The sequence below is a fragment of the Bacillus tequilensis KCTC 13622 genome (assembly GCF_000507145.1).
GTDB lineage: Bacteria > Bacillota > Bacilli > Bacillales > Bacillaceae > Bacillus > Bacillus tequilensis.
The window spans coordinates 1-21,505 of sequence record NZ_AYTO01000019.1 but is presented as its reverse complement, the minus strand read 5'-3'; the positions used below and the strand labels follow the sequence as shown (position 1 = coordinate 21,505).

At 45.7% G+C, this 21,505-nt stretch carries 25 protein-coding genes; 5 read left to right on the top strand and 20 right to left on the bottom strand.

The features are described 5' to 3' along the window. Positions 1–171 precede the first annotated feature (171 nt). From V756_RS0107425 to fabH, 3 genes are all read right to left on the bottom strand, one after another. Entirely contained in the window at positions 172–957 is a 786-nt protein-coding gene (locus tag V756_RS0107425; RefSeq protein WP_024714101.1) for a DUF2268 domain-containing putative Zn-dependent protease, read from the bottom strand. A 74-nt stretch (positions 958–1,031) separates the two neighbouring features. Continuing rightward, the gene (gene fabF / locus V756_RS0107420) at positions 1,032–2,273 is read right to left on the bottom strand and encodes a beta-ketoacyl-ACP synthase II (protein ID WP_024714100.1); all 1,242 of its coding nucleotides are present in this window, start codon (positions 2,271–2,273) and stop codon (positions 1,032–1,034) included. A gap of 21 nt (positions 2,274–2,294) precedes the next feature. Further along, positions 2,295–3,233: a beta-ketoacyl-ACP synthase III gene (fabH, locus tag V756_RS0107415; RefSeq protein WP_024714099.1), complete on the bottom strand. Its 939-nt coding sequence runs from the start codon at positions 3,231–3,233 to the stop codon at positions 2,295–2,297. A 163-nt stretch (positions 3,234–3,396) separates the two neighbouring features. On the opposite strand from fabH, the gene yjzB reads away from it, so the two are divergent. After that, positions 3,397–3,630: a spore coat protein YjzB gene (yjzB, locus tag V756_RS0107410; protein WP_081719798.1), complete on the top strand. Its 234-nt coding sequence runs from the start codon at positions 3,397–3,399 to the stop codon at positions 3,628–3,630. A 29-nt stretch (positions 3,631–3,659) separates the two neighbouring features. Here the strand turns inward: yjzB and comZ are convergent, their stop codons facing one another. The 4 genes from comZ to V756_RS0107390 all read right to left on the bottom strand — a co-directional run bounded on the left by comZ (position 3,660) and on the right by V756_RS0107390 (position 6,280). Beyond that, positions 3,660–3,851 carry a ComG operon transcriptional repressor ComZ gene (gene comZ, locus V756_RS0107405; protein ID WP_024714097.1) on the bottom strand — a complete coding sequence of 64 codons (192 nt, stop codon included), beginning with the start codon at positions 3,849–3,851 and terminating at the stop codon, positions 3,660–3,662. A 1-nt stretch (position 3,852) separates the two neighbouring features. After that, positions 3,853–4,818, bottom strand: coding sequence for a transcriptional regulator Med (gene med / locus V756_RS0107400; RefSeq protein WP_024714096.1), 966 nt, complete (start codon positions 4,816–4,818; stop codon positions 3,853–3,855). Positions 4,819–4,908: 90 nt separating this feature from the next. Then, positions 4,909–5,466, bottom strand: a complete 558-nt coding sequence (locus tag V756_RS0107395) for a hypothetical protein (RefSeq protein WP_024714095.1) — start codon at positions 5,464–5,466, stop codon at positions 4,909–4,911. Between the two features lie 79 nt (positions 5,467–5,545). After that, a complete protein-coding gene (locus tag V756_RS0107390; RefSeq protein WP_024714094.1) occupies positions 5,546–6,280 on the bottom strand; it encodes a hypothetical protein in 735 nt (244 codons plus the stop codon). Between the two features lie 249 nt (positions 6,281–6,529). On the opposite strand from V756_RS0107390, the gene V756_RS0107385 reads away from it, so the two are divergent. Then, on the top strand, positions 6,530–6,715 hold the full coding sequence (locus V756_RS0107385; RefSeq protein WP_024714093.1) for a YjzD family protein: 186 nt from the start codon (positions 6,530–6,532) through the stop codon (positions 6,713–6,715). Between the two features lie 45 nt (positions 6,716–6,760). Here the strand turns inward: V756_RS0107385 and V756_RS0107380 are convergent, their stop codons facing one another. The 13 genes from V756_RS0107380 to V756_RS0107315 all read right to left on the bottom strand — a co-directional run bounded on the left by V756_RS0107380 (position 6,761) and on the right by V756_RS0107315 (position 20,027). Further along, positions 6,761–6,940 carry a YjzC family protein gene (locus V756_RS0107380; protein WP_010329358.1) on the bottom strand — a complete coding sequence of 60 codons (180 nt, stop codon included), beginning with the start codon at positions 6,938–6,940 and terminating at the stop codon, positions 6,761–6,763. A gap of 100 nt (positions 6,941–7,040) precedes the next feature. Then, positions 7,041–7,985, bottom strand: coding sequence for an ornithine carbamoyltransferase (gene argF, locus V756_RS0107375; protein WP_024714092.1), 945 nt, complete (start codon positions 7,983–7,985; stop codon positions 7,041–7,043). Further along, positions 7,973–11,065, bottom strand: coding sequence for a carbamoyl-phosphate synthase (glutamine-hydrolyzing) large subunit (gene carB, locus V756_RS0107370; RefSeq protein ID WP_024714091.1), 3,093 nt, complete (start codon positions 11,063–11,065; stop codon positions 7,973–7,975). Before carB ends, argF begins: the two co-directional genes overlap by 13 nt. After that, entirely contained in the window at positions 11,058–12,119 is a 1,062-nt protein-coding gene (locus V756_RS0107365; RefSeq protein ID WP_024714090.1) for a carbamoyl phosphate synthase small subunit, read from the bottom strand. Before V756_RS0107365 ends, carB begins: the two co-directional genes overlap by 8 nt. A gap of 70 nt (positions 12,120–12,189) precedes the next feature. Next, positions 12,190–13,347, bottom strand: coding sequence for an acetylornithine transaminase (argD, locus tag V756_RS0107360; protein ID WP_024714089.1), 1,158 nt, complete (start codon positions 13,345–13,347; stop codon positions 12,190–12,192). After that, positions 13,344–14,120, bottom strand: coding sequence for an acetylglutamate kinase (gene argB, locus V756_RS0107355; RefSeq protein WP_024714088.1), 777 nt, complete (start codon positions 14,118–14,120; stop codon positions 13,344–13,346). The genes argD and argB overlap by 4 nt, the downstream gene beginning before the upstream one ends. 14 nt (positions 14,121–14,134) lie before the next feature. Next, on the bottom strand, positions 14,135–15,355 hold the full coding sequence (argJ, locus tag V756_RS0107350) for a bifunctional ornithine acetyltransferase/N-acetylglutamate synthase (RefSeq protein WP_024714087.1): 1,221 nt from the start codon (positions 15,353–15,355) through the stop codon (positions 14,135–14,137). A gap of 19 nt (positions 15,356–15,374) precedes the next feature. Then, positions 15,375–16,412 (bottom strand): N-acetyl-gamma-glutamyl-phosphate reductase, encoded by a 1,038-nt coding sequence (argC, locus tag V756_RS0107345; protein ID WP_024714086.1) that lies wholly within the window; start codon positions 16,410–16,412, stop codon positions 15,375–15,377. 203 nt (positions 16,413–16,615) lie between these two features. Further along, a complete protein-coding gene (locus V756_RS0107335; RefSeq protein ID WP_024714085.1) occupies positions 16,616–17,155 on the bottom strand; it encodes an MFS transporter in 540 nt (179 codons plus the stop codon). Then, positions 17,155–18,585, bottom strand: coding sequence for an FAD-binding oxidoreductase (locus V756_RS0107330; RefSeq protein ID WP_024714084.1), 1,431 nt, complete (start codon positions 18,583–18,585; stop codon positions 17,155–17,157). The genes V756_RS0107335 and V756_RS0107330 overlap by 1 nt, the downstream gene beginning before the upstream one ends. Positions 18,586–18,647: 62 nt before the next feature. Continuing rightward, a complete protein-coding gene (locus tag V756_RS01000000122035) occupies positions 18,648–18,818 on the bottom strand; it encodes a YqaE/Pmp3 family membrane protein (protein ID WP_032681906.1) in 171 nt (56 codons plus the stop codon). A 68-nt stretch (positions 18,819–18,886) separates the two neighbouring features. After that, positions 18,887–19,195: a metal-sulfur cluster assembly factor gene (locus tag V756_RS0107320; protein ID WP_014663505.1), complete on the bottom strand. Its 309-nt coding sequence runs from the start codon at positions 19,193–19,195 to the stop codon at positions 18,887–18,889. A gap of 64 nt (positions 19,196–19,259) precedes the next feature. Beyond that, entirely contained in the window at positions 19,260–20,027 is a 768-nt protein-coding gene (locus V756_RS0107315) for a prolyl oligopeptidase family serine peptidase (protein ID WP_024714083.1), read from the bottom strand. Positions 20,028–20,147: 120 nt separating this feature from the next. On the opposite strand from V756_RS0107315, the gene yitU reads away from it, so the two are divergent. From yitU to V756_RS0107300, 3 genes are all read left to right on the top strand, one after another. Then, positions 20,148–20,960, top strand: coding sequence for a 5-amino-6-(5-phospho-D-ribitylamino)uracil phosphatase YitU (yitU, locus tag V756_RS0107310; protein WP_024714082.1), 813 nt, complete (start codon positions 20,148–20,150; stop codon positions 20,958–20,960). A 103-nt stretch (positions 20,961–21,063) separates the two neighbouring features. Beyond that, positions 21,064–21,216: a hypothetical protein gene (locus tag V756_RS1000000124125; RefSeq protein ID WP_032681904.1), complete on the top strand. Its 153-nt coding sequence runs from the start codon at positions 21,064–21,066 to the stop codon at positions 21,214–21,216. Continuing rightward, positions 21,217–21,414: a DUF3813 domain-containing protein gene (locus tag V756_RS0107300; protein ID WP_003239348.1), complete on the top strand. Its 198-nt coding sequence runs from the start codon at positions 21,217–21,219 to the stop codon at positions 21,412–21,414. Positions 21,415–21,505: the final 91 nt, after the last annotated feature.

The window sequence follows — 21,505 nt, the reverse complement described above, 5'->3', positions numbered from 1 at the left end:
CCTCTTGTTTCAAACGTTTGCAAGAGAAAGCAATCCCTTTATTCAGAAATAATAAATAATATTGAATTATCGAAAATTTTATATTTGTATATTATTACAATCATTTTGCAAAATCAAGAATTTTTTAGGATAAATGTAATATTATTAATGAAATTCCATTATTTTATCCTGTTAAAGCATTACATTCAAAAAGGTTTCAGCAGGAATGGACAGCCCGTCTGCCGTGTTTGCTTTGTTGGCCGTTAAATATTTTTTTACAATATTGAATCCGACCGCATATCCAAGCATTTTTGGCTGGTATCCTTTGCCGAATAACAGCTGGGAGAATAATCGATTATCTCGTTTAATATCCTGATGGGGCGCAATCTTTTTCTCGTATAAAGCTTGCAGCTGCTCCTGGGTATACCAAGATATCCATTCAGCTGTTTGACTTCGGCCGAACCTCTCATAAACAGCATATTCTGCAAGTCCTTCCATGATGATTGTATCAAGTAATGTGACATCCTTTTCCTCTTTCGTCAGACGCTCTAACCGGCAAACATGATGATATTCATGTGTCACTAGGGCAGATACCGATGCAAAATTTAAATCTGACGACAGAAAGAGGAACATTTTGTCTTGAAAAGCGAGCCCTGATTTTGATCCGAATTCTAAACGAATTCTTCTGTTTCGCTCATCAACCGGGAGCGGGACAATCGGGACATCAGGACCTTGCCATTTATTTTTGAGGTACTGTTCTTCCTTTTGAATATGCTCGTAAAAACCTCTTTCTTTCAGCTTGGATGCAGTATGAATACCTTCTTTTATGTGTTTAAACATTCCATGATGCTGAAGATGGCCCAGAATGCCTTTCCAGTTCTTTTTCTCCGCACTTGAAAAAAGCGGGACAATGTATGGCGCCAAATCATCGATTGAAGCAGCCTGCCGGAGCCATTTATATGTTTGTTTCACACTCATGTGATCGCCTCCTCATTTTATCCTATGCGCACAAAAAAAACCGGCTACCTTTAAAGGCAGCCGGTTTGGCGTGATTATGATTGATATTTCTTAAAGATTAATGTTGCATTATGTCCGCCGAATCCCAATGAGTTGCTGAGAACATAATTGAGATCCTGTCTGCGGGCTTCATCAGGCACATAATCCAAGTCACATTCTTCATCAGGCGTTTGAATATTGATTGTCGGCGGGATCACACCTTCTTTAATGGCAAGCACAGAGAAAATCGCTTCAATACCGCCGGCCGCTCCTAAAAGGTGGCCAGTCATCGATTTTGTAGAGCTTATCGCAAGTTTATGCGCATGCTCACCGAATACGGTTTTAATCGCCATTGTTTCGTATTTGTCATTGTAGTACGTGCTTGTCCCGTGAGCATTGATATAATCAATTTCTTCAGGGGCAATTCCCGCATCTCTAATGGCTTCTTTCATCGCTCTCGCTCCGCCTTCACCGTCTTGCGCCGGCGCTGTAATATGATAAGCGTCTCCCGTTGAGCCGTAGCCGACAATTTCTCCGTAAATTTTAGCGCCGCGGGCCAGGGCATGCTCAAGCTCTTCAAGAACGATAATCCCTGCACCTTCACCCATGACAAAGCCGTCACGGTTTTTATCGAACGGGCGGCTCGCTGTTTTTGGGTCTGGATTAGTAGACAGCGCTTTGTTGGCACTGAAGCCCGCGAATGACATTCTTGTCAGAGGCGCTTCTGTTCCGCCTGTGACCATAACGTCTGCATCTCCGCGCTGAATGACTTTAAACGCGTCACCGATTGAATTCGTTCCTGTAGCACATGCAGTAACCGTACAAGAGTTAACCCCTTTTGCTCCTAACGCAATAGAAATCTGGCCTGTCGCCATGTCAGGAATCATCATTGGCACGAAAAACGGGCTTACCCGTCTTGGGCCTTTTGTTAAGAAAATTTCAAATTGAGATTCTAGCGTTTCAAGTCCTCCGATACCGGATCCTACCCAAACACCGACTCTCGGCGCGATCTCATCTGTAATGTTAAGATCCGCGTCTTCAACCGCCATTTTGGCAGCGACAACCGCATATTGTGTAAAGCGGTCCATTTTTCTTGCTTCTTTTTTATCCATATAATCTTCAACATTGAAGTCTTTTAACTCTGCGGCTACTTTTGCCGGATATTCTTCAGCGTCAACACGAGTGATCGGACCGATTCCGGACACACCGTTGATCGCGTTATTCCAGCTTGTATCGACGTCGTTGCCAAGCGGAGATAAAGCTCCAAGGCCTGTAACAACTACTCTTTTTTTACTCATCTTGTGTGCACCTCACTTTTTTTATCGACCCCAGCGGATTGCAATGGCGCCCCATGTTAATCCTCCGCCGAACCCTACCATTACGACTACATCGCCGTCTTTGATTTTACCAGCTTCCAATTCTTCTACTAGAGAGATCGGAATGGATGCGGCAGAAGTATTTCCATATTTATGAACGGTTTTAGACATCTTTTCGACAGGAAGCTCTAAACGCTCGCGAGCGGCTTCCATGATGCGGATGTTCGCCTGATGCGGAATCAAAAAGTCGACATCCTCTTTTGAGAGCCCGGCTTTTTCAATGACATTTACGCATGATTCTCCCATTTGGCGGACTGCAAATTTGAAAACTTCTCGTCCATTCATGATTGTATGTCCTTTTTCATTTAGGTACAAGTGCTGACCGCCTGTGCCGTCTGCTCCCAGTTCAAATGAAAGGATTCCTCTGTCATCGCTGACCGGTCCGACTACCGCAGCACCTGCTCCGTCTCCAAACAGAACGGCTGTATTGCGGTCTTCCCAGTCTGTAATGCTTGAGAGCTTTTCTACACCGACAACAAGAACATGCTTGTAGGTTCCGGATTCAATAAATTGTTTACCGGTTATAACCCCGTACATGAAGCCAGCACAAGCCGCGCTGATATCCATAGCACACGCTTTCTTCGCGCCGAGTTGTTCTTGAATCATACAAGAGACCGTGGGAAATGACTGATCAGGCGTAACAGTCGCAACCAGGATCATATCCAGATCCTCCGCTGCCACTTCAGCTTGTTCCAGCGCCTTTTTCGCAGCTGCAACAGCCATATGTGATGAAAGCACATCATCTGCGGCAATTCTTCTTTCTTCTATTCCTGTTCTAGTACGAATCCACTCGTCAGAAGTTTCAACCATTTTTTCAAGATCATGATTTGTTAAAACTTTCTCAGGAACGTAACGTCCAACACCAAGTATTCCAGCTTTCATGAGGGAAGACTCCTTTATATCGTAAATTTAGAGATCAATCAGGTTGTGATCAATTATTAGTATCAGGTACTAATTCTATCTTATTTTTTTTCGCATGGCAATATATTCGTCTAAACTATCAGTTCATCTTACTCATAGAATGTTGTATATAGAAAGGAGGCGTATGCAGTTGGATGTGTTTTCAAAAATGATGTTCGGTGATTCCCCAAAACAAACAGCTGAGAATGAAGAGCAACAAGAAGAGGAGGTTTCCGAGACAAACGATGATGAAGAGACAATACAGTACATGCATATTATGGACCAAATCGGTTCAATTATGAACTCACTTGATCAAATTAAGCCAGCTTTAAAGGAACTTGCTCCGATGATTTCGGCTATTAAAAAGAAAATCATGTGAAAAGCCACTTTCGAAAAAGTGGCTTCTTTTTATTCGGTTTCAGAGTTCGCGTCAGACTTGCCAAGCTCATAAGCCTCAGCCATAACCGTTGTAAATAGATTCATAAACGGCTGTATGGCTTCCATTGACAGCTCGATTCCTGATTTTTCAAGCTGCTCTTTCGCTTCAGGAAGATATTTCATAGCAATTTGCATGAACTCAAGTGCTTTTTCATGTTGCATCTCACATCACTCCATACTCGTTTTTTGGCAGTTCGCCTGTTTTGTTGTATGTTTTGATCAGCTTGGCGATTCTTTGCTGAAAGTCTTTATCGACAAGCGGGCTGAAAGTTCCCATTTCAACGACTCTCGTTTTCAGATCGTAGTAATGATCGCCGCCTTCAAGGGTGCCTTTGTTGAATTGCTCAGCGATGATTTCATAGGCCTTGTCCACATTCTGCACAGTGCTGGTTAATACGGTATTCTCGCCCAGATCCGATTGATCTGTGACGTAGCCGATGGCATAAAGGCCGTCTTTTTTGATTTGCTGAATAACAGGAACATTATACCCATCTCCGGCGGGATAAACAACATCCGCGCCCTCGTTCTTCATTTTTTGATAAAGCTTTACTGCTGTCATATCATCATCCCAATGATCCGTATATTCCGTGTTTACTTCTATATCCGGATTTTCATATTTGGCTCCTTTGATAAAACCGTCAACTTCAGGCTGCCATGTAAAAGAAGCAATCACGCCAACCTGATTCGTTTTCGACATATGGGCGGCTGTCATTCCGCCAAAAAAGCCAATTGCTTCCCCGCTGAAATGGACACTCGTCACATTATCAGCTTTCGCCTTTGCATTAGAAATGACGAATTCCATATCTGGATAATCTTCGCTGACCAAGTTAAACACCTCTGCATATTCACTCCCATGGCCATAGAGAAGATTGACGCCTCGCTTATGAAAATCCTCAATCGCATTTATAATATCTTCATCTGTTTTAACGCCTTCTTTATAGTAGACATCCACATTGTATTTTGATTGTATATTCAGTAATCCTTTATACCCTTTTGTGCCCCATACGAGGTCATTAATCGTATCAGGAAAGAGCATGCCGACCTTCTCAACTTTTCCTTTAAACGGAGTTTGTCCACATCCGCTCAATAAAAGGAGGACAGAAAAGATCATGACAAGCCTTTTGATCAAGTCATGTTCAACTCCTTTTGACAAGCTATGACATGTAGCATTTTTATACGTTTATTGTATCTAGAAAACTCGAAACATGGAAGGTTTTTCTTAATATTTGTCGAAAATTGATGAAAATTGTCTTTTCCACTCGGAAATTTTTGTTTTCGCTTCTTCTTTTGTGGTTTTTTCTGTGACTGGCAAATCGAAAAACTGATTTTTGCCAGTGCGGCTTGGTTCGAGCAGGAATCTCAGCAGTTCGTCAGCCACATCACCTGTGTAATAGCCCTCTTCCTCGGTTTCTTCTTTCCACGGCCCATACATTTTCGGCAGAATCACTGTTGTTTCCGATCCTGGCTTTTCACGTTTTTCCCATTCTTTTCGGTCTTGTTCATATACTAATATATAGGGAGAATCAAATTGGTCTACAGGCAAAAAGCCGCCAAACTGGATACAAATTGTATCATATTTTTGCTCCTCAATGTGTTCAAGCTGACGAAAGAGTTCATTTCTCCCAAGCCACATGAGTCTTTCTTCTAGGTACATTTGTCTCGTTTCATCTTCTGTTTCCGCCAAAATAACGTCAACATGTATGCCTTCTTCCATCATTCGCTCGCACAATGAAAGGCCGAAAAATTCGTCTGCACCTACAATTAGCGTTGATTCCATTGCATCTGCCGCCCCTCTGGTTGCATTTTTCCAAAGCAAAACAGCCTCCGCAAAGAGAAGGCTGTTATTATTGTATTCTCTATAACTCTTTTTCATGACTGCGAAAGAATTTGCAGATTGATGCATAAATTCTGTTTGGATGCTCAAATAAGTGATATGTCATGTCGACCGGGGAGCCTTGCTTTTGCTGCTTTTCCTTGAATACTTCCGCATGTACGCTGTACGGATAGGGAGCTCCGGTCATACGCTGCCATATATGAACCGGCACACCGCTCGGATAGCTTTCAATTGTTTTGTAACGGAGCACTTCGGCTTCTTTTTCAGAAATTCCGCAGCTTTCCGATACTTCTTTTAAAAATTGTTTATAGAAAAATTTATTTTCTTTCTCGGATTCATAATGAGCCTGAAGATCGAGACAAGGATTCAACATCGCGACTGAGCGGATATGGTCCGGGGAAAAACGAAGCAGTTCATCGGCTACGAGAGCACCCATGCCTTCTGCTAAAATATGAATCTTCGGATTGAGTATTTCTTGTTTCAGCACGAAATGTATCAGCTGCTTGGCATAGGTGACCGCTTTTTCCGCTCCCCAGTGCCTTCCAAACAGATTGCTGTTAAAGAGAGTATAGCCTTCATTCCTCAGCATATTCAGCAGCTGATTTCTGCCGTAATGCTGAAGCCAAAAGCTTGAATCATTCCCGACAAAGTGGGTTCTGTCCCCCAGGATAAAGATGCCGAAGCCGTTCGGGCGATAGGGCAGATGAATGACATTATGCTCCGTTCCTAATTGAAAATACCTTTCCGTTATTCCCATCGCTTGCCCGCCTCCTTTCACACTCCATCTCACGCTATCTTATGTAAAAAGAAAAGAAACGAATAAGGTAAAGTCCTAGCCTTTTACAGTTTTGGCTAATATACCATTGACGTTTTTTATATTTTATCATTAAAGTGTGACGAATCAGACTCTTTTGTCACCTCACTTTCTTCTAAAATTGGATTCCCCCTACGCTTTTTGTATGGTATGATAACTTTTAGAATAGAATGAGAAGGACGAGGTGGAAACGTGCGATATATTATTGCCTTTATTTGGACGTTCCTTTTATCACATATGGCATGCTACTTGATTGCCAGCATGAACAGCGCTGCGTACAATTTCAAATCATCATCTATCATTGCTGTTGTACTGTATGTCTTAATCATGGTTTTAGCGGAAATCATGCCTATGAACAAAAATGCAAGCCAGCATTAAAAAGCCAAAAACCCAAAACATTTATTGTTTTGGGTTTTTTCTTGGTCACGGCTTTCTTTTATAAGTCCACAGCCGGTTGTGATTTGATGTTTCGGGAAACATTTCCCCTGCCGACAAATGGATTTTTTGAGGATTTTTAACCATGCTTCCCGTCTCGCCGATTTCAACATAAATGCCATTGTTGGGCGCTTTTTGCCCGGGCCGGAATTGATGCTGCTGTCCCACTGTTTTTCCTCCTTTTCCTTTTTGCTATAGTATGCGCCTAAGCGGCTGTGAATATGTTTCCATCAAAAAAACCGCTGAGTCTAACCCAGCAGTTTTTCGCTTATTCCTCTTTGTATAAAATGGCCTTCAGCAGTGCTTTTTGCACATGCAGACGGTTTTCCGCCTGCTGGAATACCGCAGAATTCGGCCCGTCAATAATCTCCGCAGTCACTTCTTCCTCACGGTGCGCAGGGAGACAATGTAAAAATGTATAGTCAGGCTTGGCATGGCTGACCAGCGCCGCATTCACCTGATAAGGCGCGAAGACAGCGAGACGCTCTTGTTCTTCCGCTTCCTGCCCCATGCTTGTAAACACATCGGAATAAATCACATCAGCGTCTTTTACAGCTTTAATCGGATCAGCCGTAAGCGTGATGGAAGCCCCTGTTTGAAGCGCAGCAGATTTCGCTGCTTCAACTGCTTCATCCAATACCTCGTATCCCTTTGGCGAAGCGATCGAGATATCACAGCCCATTTTGGCGCAGCCGATCATTAAGGAGTGCGCCACGTTATTTCCGTCTCCGACGTACGCGACTTTCACGCCTTTAAGCTTCCCTTTCGTTTCCTTAATCGTCAAAAGGTCCGCCAGCGCCTGGCATGGATGGTATTTATCCGTAAGTCCGTTGATGACCGGAATCTCAGCTTCTTTGGCAAGCTCCTCCACCTTTTCATGCTCAAAGGTCCGGATCATGATGGCATCCACATAGCCTGACAGCACTTTTGCTGTATCAGCGACAGTTTCACCGCGTCCAAGCTGAATATCGTTCCGGCTTAAGAAAAGGGCGCTCCCGCCCAGCTGCGCCATGCCGGCTTCAAATGAAACACGAGTCCGCGTTGATGATTTTTCAAAAATCATCGCCAAGGTTTTGCCTTGGAAAATAGGCTGGATTTTGTTTTGTTTCAGTTCACCGGCTTCTGCGAGCAAGGCGTTTATATCCTGTTCACTAAGATCCTTTAATGTTAATAAATCTTTTCCGTATAAACTGGTTTGCGTCACTGTGTGCATGATGCCACTTCCTTTTTATAGAGATCTTTGAGAGATACAGGCTGAGGATGGCCCGAACCGCTTTGTAAAAACGCCCGCACGGTTTCTTCTTCTGTAAAGACGGTAATGCCGTGCGTCATCGCTTCCAAACGTTCTTTGCGGGCTTCATCGGAGCCGCTCAGATTGATGTGAAGCGCTTTTTCTTCCTGTTTCATCCATGAGGCAAATGTTCCTTCATGAACCGTAAAACCGGCTTTTTCCGCTAACTCCTTCAACTCTTCCGGGCCGTTTTGCAAATAAATGCTTCCTTTTAGATTCCAGACACGTGTATAGATTTTTTTCAAGGCACTGTCGGCATCAAATGCAACACACATGCCTTCTCCCGTTGATTTCATTTCCGGCCCAAGCTTGACATCCACATCCTGAATTGCGTGAGACGAAAATACAGGGAACTTCACGGCAACCCCATGATGATTTTGAACTTCCGGGTTTAGATCTTTTAAAGACGCCCCCGCCAATAGACGTGTGGCGAGCGGGATCATCGGAACGCCCATTACTTTGCTGACGACAGGTACCGTGCGGCTCGCTCTCGGATTCACTTCAAGAACGAGAATATTGCCATTGTCAATCACAAATTGAATGTTCATGATGCCTTTAAAGGAGAGCTTTCGGGCAATTTTTTCCGCGGCATCTTTTATGCCCTGCTGCAGTCCGCTTGTAATGGACGGTCCGGGAAGGATGGCAAAGCTGTCTCCCGAATGGACACCAGCCCGTTCAATATGCTCTGTATATGTCGGGATAAAGATATCCTCACCATCGGAAATCAAATCAATTTCGACTTCCTTTCCTGACACATACTGATCAATTAAAATCGGGTACGGCATGCTGTTCTCACCATGCAGCAGCTGAGAAAGCTCGGCTTGCGAGTGAACAATGATCATGCCCATTCCGCCGATGACATAAGATGGGCGGATGAGCACCGGATAGCCGATCTCATCAGCTTTTGCAGCAGCCTCTTCTTTTGTATAAGCGATTTCTCCTTTTGCGTGGTTCAATCCAAGCTCATCAAGAAGCTGATAGAACTGATCGCGATCCTCTAACACGTCGAGCGTTTTAAACGATGTGCCGAGCAGGGTAATGCCTGCTTTTTCGAGCGCTTCAGCAGCATTGATCGCGGTTTGGCCGCCAAATTGCACGATAGCAAAATCAATGTTTTCCTGCTCCGCTACGTTTAAAATGTGCTCCGTCGTCATCGGTTCAAAATACAGACGGTCTGCAATTTCATAGTCGGTGCTGACTGTTTCCGGGTTATTGTTAATCATGATGGTTTCGAGCCCAAGCTCTTGCAGTGTCAGCACACCGTGAACGGCACTGTAATCAAATTCAACGCCTTGGCCGATCCGAATGGGTCCTGAACCGATAATCAGCGCGCGTTTTTTCTCTTTGCGGCTGATGTCCCCATCGCTCTCTCCGAAATAGGTGGAGTAGAAGTAGTTTGTTTTTGCATCAAATTCAGCCGCGCATGTATCGACAATTTTGAAGGAAGGCACAATGCCCATCTCCTTGCGAAGCGCGCGCACCTCTTCTTCTGTTTTGCCGATAAGCGAGGCAATCGTTGCATCTGAAAATCCTTTTTCCTTCGCTTTTTTCAATAAGTCAAAAGAGAGATCGCCGCCCGCTTCCATTATGCGGTTCTCCAGTTTGATAATGTTATTAAACGCGTGCAGGAAAAACGGATCAATTTTTGTTTTTGCATGAATGTCATGAATCGTCATGCTGCGGCTTAACAGCTCCATGACCACGAAAAATCTGCGGTCGTCCGGCGTGACTGCCAATTCCCATAGCGCTTCAATCGACAAGCCGCTGAGCTCTGGAAGGTGCGTACCGATATTTTTCAGTTCAAGAGATGCCGCAGCCTTTTGTACCGCCGCTTCTAAATTCCGTTCAATCGCCATCACTTCTCCGGTCGCTTTCATTTTTGTGCCGAGCTTGCGGTCTGCGTTTTTGAATTTATCAAACGGCCAGCGCGGAAATTTGACGATGACATAGTCCAGCGCCGGTTCAAAGCTTGCGTAAGTCGAGCCTGTGAGCGGATTTTTCAGCTCGTCAAGGGTGTATCCGACTGCCAGTTTTGCAGCCATCTTTGCAATCGGATAACCGGTTGCTTTAGACGCCAAAGCCGATGACCGGCTGACACGCGGATTCACTTCGATGACGTAATATTGCTTGCTGAAGGGATCAAGCGCGAATTGAATGTTGCAGCCGCCTACGACATCAAGTGCCGAGATGATCGTCAGACTTGCCGTCCGCAGCATTTGATAATCTTCATCCGTTAACGTTTGTGAAGGCGCCACAACGATGGAGTCACCTGTGTGCACACCGACCGGATCGATGTTTTCCATGTTGCACACGGTAATGCATGTGTTATTGCTGTCACGCATGACTTCGTATTCAATTTCTTTAAAGCCGGCAATGCTTTTTTCCACAAGGCATTGATTGATCGGGCTTGCTAATAGCGCCTGCTTGATCATGGCTGTAAAGGCTTCTTTATCAGGAGCGATTCCTCCGCCCTTTCCGCCTAATGTGTAAGCAGGTCTGATAATGACAGGAAAACCGATGGATTCCGCAAAACGGATGGCGTCGGTTTCGTTATCAACAATTTCACTCTCCGGCACGGGCTGGTTCAATTCGTTCATTAACGAACGGAATTTTTCCCGGTCTTCTCCTTTTTGTATCGTCTCAACGGATGTGCCGAGAAGCTTGACGCCGTGTTCTTTCAAAACACCCGTTTCCTCAAGCTCCACTGCTAAATTCAACGCGGTCTGCCCGCCTAAATTGGCAAGAAGTCCATCAGGCTGTTCTTTCTTAATGATGGCAGCCAGGCTTTCCGCTGTCAGCGGCTCAAAATAAATTTCATCAGCGAAGGCTTCATCGGTCATAATGGTCGCCGGATTGTTGTTGACGAGGATCACCCGATAGCCTTCCTCCTTCAGCGCGATGCATCCTTGAGTGCCTGAATAATCAAATTCTGCCGCCTGACCGATAATGATCGGGCCTGAGCCGATTACTAATATGCTTGAAATACTGGTGTCTTTAGGCATGCGCGATTTCTCTCCTTGCTGGTATCACATTCTTTAGATAATCATCAAAAATCCATTCGCTTTCCGCCGGTCCGGGATGAGCTTCCGGGTGGAATTGAACACTCATGACAGGCCATTTTTTATGGGAAAGCCCTTCAACTGACGTATCATTGACATGATGAAATCTGATCTTGAGTTCTTCTTCATTAATGGACTGTTCATCAACCACATAGCTGTGATTTTGGCTTGTCATAAAGACGCGTTTCGTTTCTCGGTCGATGACCGGATGATTTGCGCCCCTGTGTCCGAATGGCAGCTTGAATGTATTCCCTCCGAACGCGAGCGCGATCAGCTGATGTCCGAGACAGATGCCGAGAGTCGGATAACGGCTGATGATGCTTTTGAGCTTTCCTAAATACGGCTGAATGGCTTTTGGGTCTCCAGGTCCGTTCGATAGCACAATGCCGTCCGGCTTTATATCGTATACAGCTTCCATTTGCTGATACGGCACCACGGCGACCTTGCAGCCTCGTTTGACAAGTGACGACACGATTGACTTTTTAAAGCCGAAATCGATGAGGGCGATATGTTTATTTCCGCCGCCAAGTGTTGTGATTTCCTGTGCGGAAGCCTGTTCTGCAACGTTCTCAGGCTGAAGAGCGATCTCAGTTGCTTCTTTAGAGGCTGTGACAGTCGCACCCATCGTTCCGTTCGCACGGATTTTTTTCACGACTGCCCTCGTATCCACATGGGTCAACAGCGGGATGTTCCATTTCTGCAAATACTCCTTGAGGCTGTATACCGCTTCATGATGAGAAAAATGATCACACGCCTCGTAGACAACCGCGGCTTTTACTTGCGGTTTCTTGCTTTCAAAATCCTTTTCATTAATGCCGTAGTTGCCAATCAGCGGGTAGGTAAATACGATAATCTGTCCTTTGTATGATGGATCTGTCAGCACTTCCTGGTAGCCTGTCATTCCTGTAAAAAAAACAGCTTCCCCCGTGCAGTTTTCATGATCGTCCAGCTCTCCGCTGAACGCCGTTCCATCTTCTAACACTAAATAACCTTCCATTTAACAGCCCACCTCTTGATGAATAATTAATTATAAAAATGAATTTTTATACCTTTGTGCCGAAAAAAAATTATTGGTTTACAGCGGAATGCTGAGCGATTGCCTGTTTCAGCTTGCTGATTGCTTCTGCTATTTCATCCTTTGTCACGGTGAGCGGCGGCAGCAGACGAATGACGTTCGGTCCGGCCGGCAGTACAAGCAAGCCTAATGTTTGCAATTCAGTAATGATGTCAGCAACCGGGCCATCACACTCAATTCCAAGCATTAATCCTTTCCCGCGGATTTGTTTGACAAAAGGGCTGTTTAGCTCAGCCTCGAGCTGTTCTTTTAAAAATGTCCCTTTGTCAGCAGCCTCTTGCAGAAAATCAGGCTGGAAAACAATTTGCAATGTGGCATTCACAGCAGCCATCGCCAGCATATTTCCTCCGAAAGTGGTTCCGTGAGAACCAGGGGTAAACGCTTTTCCTAGCTGTTTTTTTCCGATAACAGCGCCGACCGGAAAGCCGTTTCCCAATCCTTTTGCGGCTGTGATAATATCCGGTGAGAGTCCGAAGTGCTCGTATGCAAATCCCTTTCCCGTCCGTCCGATGCCAGTCTGGATTTCATCAATGATCAGAAGGGCCTCTTTTTCCTTGCAAAACGACTGGACGGCTGTTAAAAATTCAGCGCTCGCCGGATTGACTCCGCCTTCCCCCTGAACTGTTTCAAGCATCACTGCGGCAATGCCGTCTTCCTCTTCAAAAGCCTCAAATGCAAAAGGGTCGTTGTACGGCAAGTAGTGAAAGCCTTCCAGCATCGGGCCGAAGCCTGTTTTGATTTTATCCTGTCCGGTTGCAGCCATCCCTGCATATGTGCGGCCATGGAACGATTGAAGGAACGTGATGATTTTCGTTTTTCCAGTTGCTTTTCGGGCGAGCTTGATCGCGCCTTCATTCGCTTCCGCCCCGCTGTTGCAGAAAAAAACGAGGTCTCCCGCACTGTGTGCAGCCAGCTTCTGTGCCGCTTGCTCCTGGAGACTGTTTTGAAACAAATTCGATACGTGCCATACGCTGCCGAGCTGTTTTTTGACTGCTTCTGTCACCGCTTCATGGCAGTGGCCCAGATTGGATACCGCAATCCCCTGAATGAAATCGAGATATGTTTTGCCGTTTTGATCCTCAACGTACGTTCCCTTTGCTTTTTTGATGTCAATATCCCAGCGGCCATAGGTTTGAAACAAGCTGCTCATGAAACAGCCTCCTTTGTTTTGACAATTTTTGTTCCTTGAAAGGTATGTTCTGCGAAGAATGCTCCTTTGCCGTTTACGATCATAACTTCAGACACCTGATCTGATAAAGCCGACAAGGCTGAATTGACCTTCGGAATCATCCCCCCTGTGATGACTTCCTGCTTGATCAGTATTTGAATCTCCTCAGGAGTCAGGACGTCGAGACGCTGCTTTTCTTTCATGATTCCATCTACATCTGTAACGAACATCAGCTTATCGGCTTCAAGCGCTCCGGCGACAGCTGAAGCGGCCAGATCGGCATTCACATTCAGCGTCTTGCAGTCACTTGTCATAGACAGCGGCGCAATAACGGGAATGATGCCTTTTTCCATCAGCGCGTTCACTATGGATGCATCGACTTTTTTGATTTCTCCGACTTCCCCGTATGTTTCCGGATCGAGATAATCAGCCTCCAAAAGACCTCCGTCCTTGCCGGAGACCCCTGCGGCACGCAATCCGTGTTTGGCGAGCTCGGCAACGAAAAATTTATTCACAGAGCCGGATAAAACCATCTCCGCCACTTCGAGCACCGGCTTCGTTGTTTTCCGCTGGCCTCCCGAAAACTCGGTTTTCATATTTAACCGTTTCAGCATATTTGTGATTTCCGGGCCGCCGCCGTGAACGATTGCCAGTTTCCATCCTGACGCCACCAGTTCTTTCAGGTTATGAAAAAATTCCTCAGACAGCTCACGGATGACACTTCCTCCGCATTTAAAAACGATTGTTTTCTTCATCATGCTCCCCTTTATTACGTGCGATAGCTCGCGTTAATTTTGATATAGTCATAGGTCAAGTCACAGCCCCACGCTCTTCCGTTCCCGTCCCCTTCAGCCATCTTGATGACAATGGTGATTTCATCTCCTTCAAGGTATTCCTTGGCGAGAGATTCAGAGAATGGCTGAGGTTCGTTATGCTTAAACAGGCATTGGCCCCCGAGGTAAACCTCTACTTCTTCTGCCGTCACTTGTGCTGCGCTGTGTCCGATGGCTCCGATGATGCGCCCCCAGTTGGCATCTGTACCGTAGACTGCCGTTTTCACGAGACTCGAGCCGACAATTTTTTTTGCAATGACGTTTGCATCAAGATTGTTTTTCGCCCCTTGTACTTGGGCTTCAATTAGTTTTGTCGCGCCTTCTCCGTCTCTGGCAATCTCTTTAGCCAAATCCTCACAAGTGAGCAAGAGCGCTTTTTTAAAGACAGGCCAGTCTGGATGATCTTCCGTCAGGCACTCATTTTCGGCGCAGCCATTTGCCATCACCAAGACCATGTCGTTTGTGGATGTTTCACCGTCAACTGTGATTTGGTTAAATGAAACGTCAGTGATATCACGCAGCGCCTTTTGCAGCGTTTTTTCTTCAATTGCCGCGTCAGTTGTCACAAATCCCAGCATCGTGGCCATGTTCGGATGGATCATCCCTGAGCCTTTGGCCGCTCCGCCGATCGTGACTGTTTTGCCGCCGATTGTCAGCTCATAGCACGTCTGCTTGATCACCGTATCAGTTGTTAAAATCGCTTCCTCAAAATCGCCTGATCCCGCAGGTGTTTCTTTCAGCAGCTCGATCCCCGCATGGATTTTTTCCATGTCTAAATGCTCGCCGATGACGCCCGTTGATGAAACAGCGACAAGCTCCGGTTCAATGCCAAGCTGCGAAGCAAGGCTCTCCCGCATTGTGTATGCGTCCTTTAAGCCCTGTTCTCCCGTGCAGGCGTTGGCAATGGCGCTGTTGACGATGACGGCTTTCAATGCTGATCCATACTTCAAGCTGTCTTGTGTGACTTTGATCGGCGCGGCTTGAAAATGGCTTTGGGTGTAAACCGCCGCGCTTGCTGCCGGCGTCTCGCTGATAATGACGCCAAGGTCTTTTTTCGAGTAGCGCAGACCGCAATGCACGCCCTTTGCCTGAAACCCTTTTGGCGAGGATACACCACCTGTTACTTTTACTATTTGATCTTCACTTAACTGAATCATGATTCGATTCTCTCCCGTTCTATGGATAAATTGGCGTCATGGTGAGCCCAGTCTCTTCATTCCAGCCATTCATGATATTAAAGTTCTGCACAGCCTGACCGGCGGCACCCTTCATTAAATTATCGATAACCGAGACGATTGTGACCCGGTTCGTTCTCTCGTCGAGCGTCACGGCGATATCACAGAAATTACTGCCGTACACTTCCTTCGTTTGCGGATACTGCCCTTTTGGCCTTACTCTCACAAAATATGAATCTTGGTAAAATTCCGAATATAAATGATGCAGGTCTTCTGCCGATAGGTCAGAGGTTACTTGCGTATACATCGTCGCCATGATGCCCCTTGTCATCGGAACCAAATGAGCGGAAAATGTGATAGGCCCGAGCCCTGGCTGCCATTTTTGCAGCGCCTGTTCAATTTCAGGCGTGTGCTGATGTTCATTGACTTTGTAAATTTTAAAATTGCCGTTCAGCTCAGAAAAATGAGTTCCCATGGATGCTTTTCTTCCCGCTCCGGAAACACCGGTCTTTGCGTCAACAATAACGAAAGATTCATTGAGCAGTTTTTTTTGCGCCAATGGCGCGAGGCCAAGTAAAACAGCCGTCGGAAAACAGCCCGGATTGGCAATGAGTTTCGCCTGTTGAATTTGCTTTGGATTCAGTTCCGCCAGCCCGTAAACCGCCTCATGAACCACTTCCTTCGGTGCAGCTGTCCGTTTATACCACTTTTCATATTCAGCCGGCTCTTTGATCCTCAGATCACCTGACAGATCAATAACCGGTATTCCCGCATCCGCCAGCTGCGGAGTCAATTCACTTGATACTCCGGGGGGCGCAGCGAGAAACATGATATCTATTTCGTGTTTGATCGTATTCATATCAATCGGCTTCAGCTTCTGATCGGCTAAACCGGTAAGATGAGGATAAACCTCGCTATAGACATTCCCTTCTCCGCTGGATGAATAAAGTATACATTCCTCTGCATGAGGGTGATGCGAGAGAATCCTGACAAGTTCGGTGCCTCCATATCCTGTAGCGCCTACAATTCCTATTTTCAAAACAAGTTCACCTTCTTGGTCTTTGTGAAATTATTTAACATTATAACATGAATAAAAATTAATTCAATCGTATATTTAATATTTTTATTCACTTGTAAATTTTCTGTTCAATGAAAAATCCGTTCCTGAAAAACTGTGCTTTTGCAGCGAAAAACGTTGATTTACCGCTTTTTTCAATGGCATAAAAAAACAGGCTGACCAAGTCAGCCTGTTTTCATCATCATCAATCCGCTCAAAAAATAAAGAATAGAGCTTGCATAAAAAATCATTTGCACTGTAAAAAAATCGGCAAGAAAGCCGCCGAGCATGATGGCTGCCGCTGAAAAAACCGCAGTCCAAAAATGATAATTCCCAATTTTCTTTCCGCGCTCTCCGCTGTCTGTAAAGTCGGCAATCAGCACTTTTTCTCCATGCTTTTGCATTGCTCCCAAAAGTCCCAACAGCACTTGGACGATATACACTTGACCGACGCTTCCGATATGCGGAACATACAAAAGCAGCACGGCCATGCCCCAAGAGTTCGCGAGCAGGAAATAACGGCTGTCGAGCCTTTCAGACAGCCGGCCGAGCAGCGGATAAATAAGCGCCCCGCTCAATCCGAACAATCCGTAGGAAAAACCGAACTGCGTGTAGCTTGAGCCGATATTTTTCACAAACAATATATAAAACGGAAAGATCAAGCTGCTTGCGAAGAACACGCTGCTTTGTGATAATGTCAGCCATTTTAATTTGTTTTTCCCCATTATTTATACCTCTGATAAAAGTAATTCATGAAGCGCTCATCCGGGTCATAGATTCGTTTTTTCTGAAAAAACTCGTCGCTTTTCGGATATGCCTGTCTCATTTGCGCTTTTGTCTGGTAAGTCATATACGGCAGATAATAGCTGCCGCCATGCTTGATGGCAACGTCTGTCATGCGTCTGATGATCCTGGCAGTATCTGCCTGATCTTCTTTTGAAAATCCTTCATTTATTAGAAGCACAAGCGAAAACATATCATCCTTTGCATAGGAAAGGTCGGCCTTTTCATTTTTCTGCACGTAGCGGATCGTAATGTTTAACAGGTTCAGATCTTCGCCCGACAGCGTTTGTCTCAAGTCATCAATATAGGATGCATACTCCTTCACAGGCACAAAGTATTCTTGCAGAACATCTGTGTTGTCATTGTTTTCATATTCAAGAAATTTGGATTCGGACCGCATGACGTTATTGCGTGAGATTTCTGTGCCGTTTTGGCCCACAAAATAGGATTCCTGCGTGTTCCATAGCCAATTCCTGCCCCATTCATACCGTCTAGACAAACCGAGTGCAAACTTTGTGGCTCCCGTATACTCATCTTCTTTGAGGTCGTTGTAAGATGGCAGTTGCTCCTGATGATCAGCCAATACGTAATTCGTGACATACATGTCTTTTAAAAATCCTTTTTTCGCTGTTGAAATTCGGGCCAGATGCATTCTGACATTCGGATTTCCTTTTACGTGCTTTGTAAAATAGCCTGCGTATGCGCTGTAATTCATTTTTTCAGTCTGCATGGCATACAGCTCATCATCTGTCAGTTCAAGCGTTACATCAAGAATCACGCCAAAAAGACCGTACCCTCCGATGACTGCCGTAAACAAATCATCTTTTGGGGTGACGGTGACGATCGTTCCGTCCGCTTTTAAAAGCCGAAATGATTTGACTGTATCAATCAGCGAGCCGTAGCGGATATCTCGTCCGTGAGCATTAGCGCTGAGAGATCCGCCAATAGTAAAAATGTTTTGTGACTGCATGACTTTTACCGCGAGTCCATACGGATTCACGTATTTTTGGATGTCATTCCACGTTGCACCGCTTTGCACTCTGATGGTTTTTTTCTCTTGATCGAGTGACAGGATTTTGTTGTAGCCCGTCATGTCGAGAACGATGCCGTCCTCATAATATGTATGGCCGCCCATGGAGTGCTGCGCCCCGGCGATTGAAATCTTTATGTTTTTTCGATTAGCCTCTTTGACCGTGTCAATGAGCGTTTCCTCTTCCTGCCCTTTCACTGTCTGCTTAATTTTCACAGGCATCAGGCGGCTGACATCCGTCATCTCGCTTGTGACTGCTTTTTGATCCGAGTAAACAGAGTACGCAAACAGGGCTGCATACGCGCCTGTACAAAGCGCGAATGCAAACAATTTCTTTTTCATAGCGCTCTCCCTGCAGTTTTTATGAGACCATTATACCATGGCCGCGCCTTCAATTTTCCGAATTATCTCCTTGACCGTTTTTCGGCGCGGCGGTCGGCGACGATAAAGCAGGCGTGAATCGCGCCCGGCAGCCAAAAGATACAGGTCAAGATGAGATTCAGCAAGGCCTGAAACGGTTTTCCCGAAAACAAAACAGCGAGCGGCGGGCATAAAACAGCCAGCAGGTACATCATTTCCTTTCACCCCTTTCAGCGGTAAAAAAGGACAGCCTCACATGTCAGGCTGTCCTCTTTTGTTTTGTTTATTGAATGCCAAGTGCAATTTTCGCATATCTGGACATTTTATCTCTTGTCCAAGGCGGATTCCATACAATGTGAACCTCTGTCTCTTTCACTTCAGGAAGGTCCGCTAACGCCTTTTTCACTTCATCCACGATAATCGGCGCTAAAGGGCAGCCCATTGATGTCAGTGTCATCGTCACGTGCGTTAAGCCGTCTTCATCCATATCAACGTCGTATACTAAGCCAAGATTCACGATATCAACGCCAAGCTCAGGGTCGACAACCTGTTCCAGGGCGCCCATGATGTTTTCTTTTAATGCTTCTTCCACGTTCCCTCACTCCTTTTTTTCTACAGTATAACGTAAATTCAGCCAGTGTTAACACCTTTACGCTTTATAAATGCATATCAAACCATTCAATCGTTTTTAACACAGCTGTTCGCGGGACTTTATGATCGGCGTTCTCATCTCCGATAAATTGGAGGCGTTCCGGCTGCTCGCTGTAATGGGATTTGATCGTATCATAAAATGCCCGGGTCGGCGCGTACGGCACGACTTTATCTTTTGCGCCGTGCCAAAATAATAGCGGGCGCTGTCGCAATTTGTCCGGCTGGAGGCTGAGATCACGCAATTCGAGACGCTTCACCAGCTCCTGCACCTTTGCTTCCGGCACATCGATATCAATGCCCTGAGATTTGATATGGTCAATCTGCTGCTGAAAAAGCTCCACATAGTTCGGGCTTCCCATCAGGCTGACGCCGGCTTTTATCCAATCATAAGCAGTCAATGCGCCAAGCGTTGTGATGCCGCCCATTGATGTGCCTGCGAGGCCGATGCGGCCGCCGTCTATCAGGCCCTCTTTTTCAAAATGGGTTTTGAGTACGCCGATCTCTTCAATCTCATTGAGCACGATGTCCCAAAAATGGCCGGCAAGCTCTTCAACAGCCATCTCTTCTCCCCGTTCGCCATGGTGCAGAGCCTCCGGCAGAATGGCTCTGAAGCCTTTCTCCGCAAGCAGATAAGCAATATGAAGGTTATGTTCCTTCGCGCTTGTAAAACCATGTATAAACATCACGAGAGGAACAGCGCGGTTCCTGTTCTCTTCCTTCACAATATGTAAAAACGGAATACCGGAAACGGTTTGGTTTTCAATTTGAATCACAATGTGCCCCTCCTTAGGATAACCATAATCATAAGTGTAACATGTAGACAATAAAGATGGTAAAAAGCTACACTGTAAGTAAGGCAAAACAAGCAAAATCTAAGGTTAAAGGAGCTTTTCATGGAGACAAAACCCTACGTAATCGCATTAGATTTAGATGGAACGTTATTAAAGGATGATAAAACCATATCAGAAAACACCCTTCGGACGATACAGCGCTTAAAAAATGACGGGCATTATGTCTGCATCGCAACAGGGCGTCCGTACCGTTCAAGTTCCATGTACTACCAGCAGATGGAGCTGACAACGCCAATTGTCAATTTTAACGGAGCTTTTGTCCATCATCCGCAGGACGATAGCTGGGGAAGGTATCATACGTCGCTGCCGCTTGATGTTGTTAAACAGCTGGTGGATATCAGCGAGAGCTACAACGTACATAATGTGCTTGCTGAAGTGATTGACGACGTGTACTTTCATTACCATGACGAGCACCTGATTGATGCTTTTAACATGAATACGACGAACGTGACGGTCGGAGACTTGCGGGAAAATCTCGGTGAGGATGTGACGTCTGTCCTCATTCACGCAAAAGAAGAAGATGTGCCGGCCATACGCTCCTATTTGTCGGATGTGCATGCCGAGGTGATTGACCATAGAAGATGGGCCGCGCCGTGGCATGTCATTGAAATTATTAAAAGCGGTATGAATAAAGCAGTCGGCCTGCAGAAAATCAGCGATTATTACGGCGTGCCGAGCGAGCGGATCATTGCTTTCGGGGATGAGGATAACGATTTGGAGATGCTTGAATTCGCAGGCACGGGCGTTGCGATGGGCAATGGAATTGACGCGGTCAAGCAGATTGCCGATCGAACAACGGCTGCAAATGAAGAGGACGGCGTGGCAAGGTTTTTGAAAGAATATTTCTCACTTTAAAGACCGGCCCGTATTAATTTTTCCCACTCATAAACGTTACTTCGCACCACCATACTATTGAAGACGACTCATCTCGTCAAAGTATGGAAGGGGGCATCTCACAATGGGTAAACGAAGCAAATCCAGAAGGTTTATTCAGCAGGGTAAAGACTCCATCGGGCTACACGCCGCAAGATTTCCATATCGGTCTACATTAGAAGAAGCTCACCAGCATGCCGCGGCACGAGACTCGGCCGAAAGACAGGTTGAATTTTAAATGAGAAACGAACTCTTTCAGCAGGCTAAATCATTTGTTCAACAGGCTGTCATGGTGACAAACGGCTTTGAGGAAGGCGATCAGGAGCAAGCGATTCTGAGAGCCAAAAATGCTGTATCTTCTGCGTATGCCAATTCGACAGATGCGGAACGTCGCCAGCTGCATCAATTTCAGGATCAGCTGGACAAACTGCAATAAAAAAAGGCTATGGCGGGTACGCCATAGCCTCAGCTTGTAGAGAAAACGGTGTTTTTTCTACAAGCTTTTTTGTTTTGTGCTGTTTCTTTAC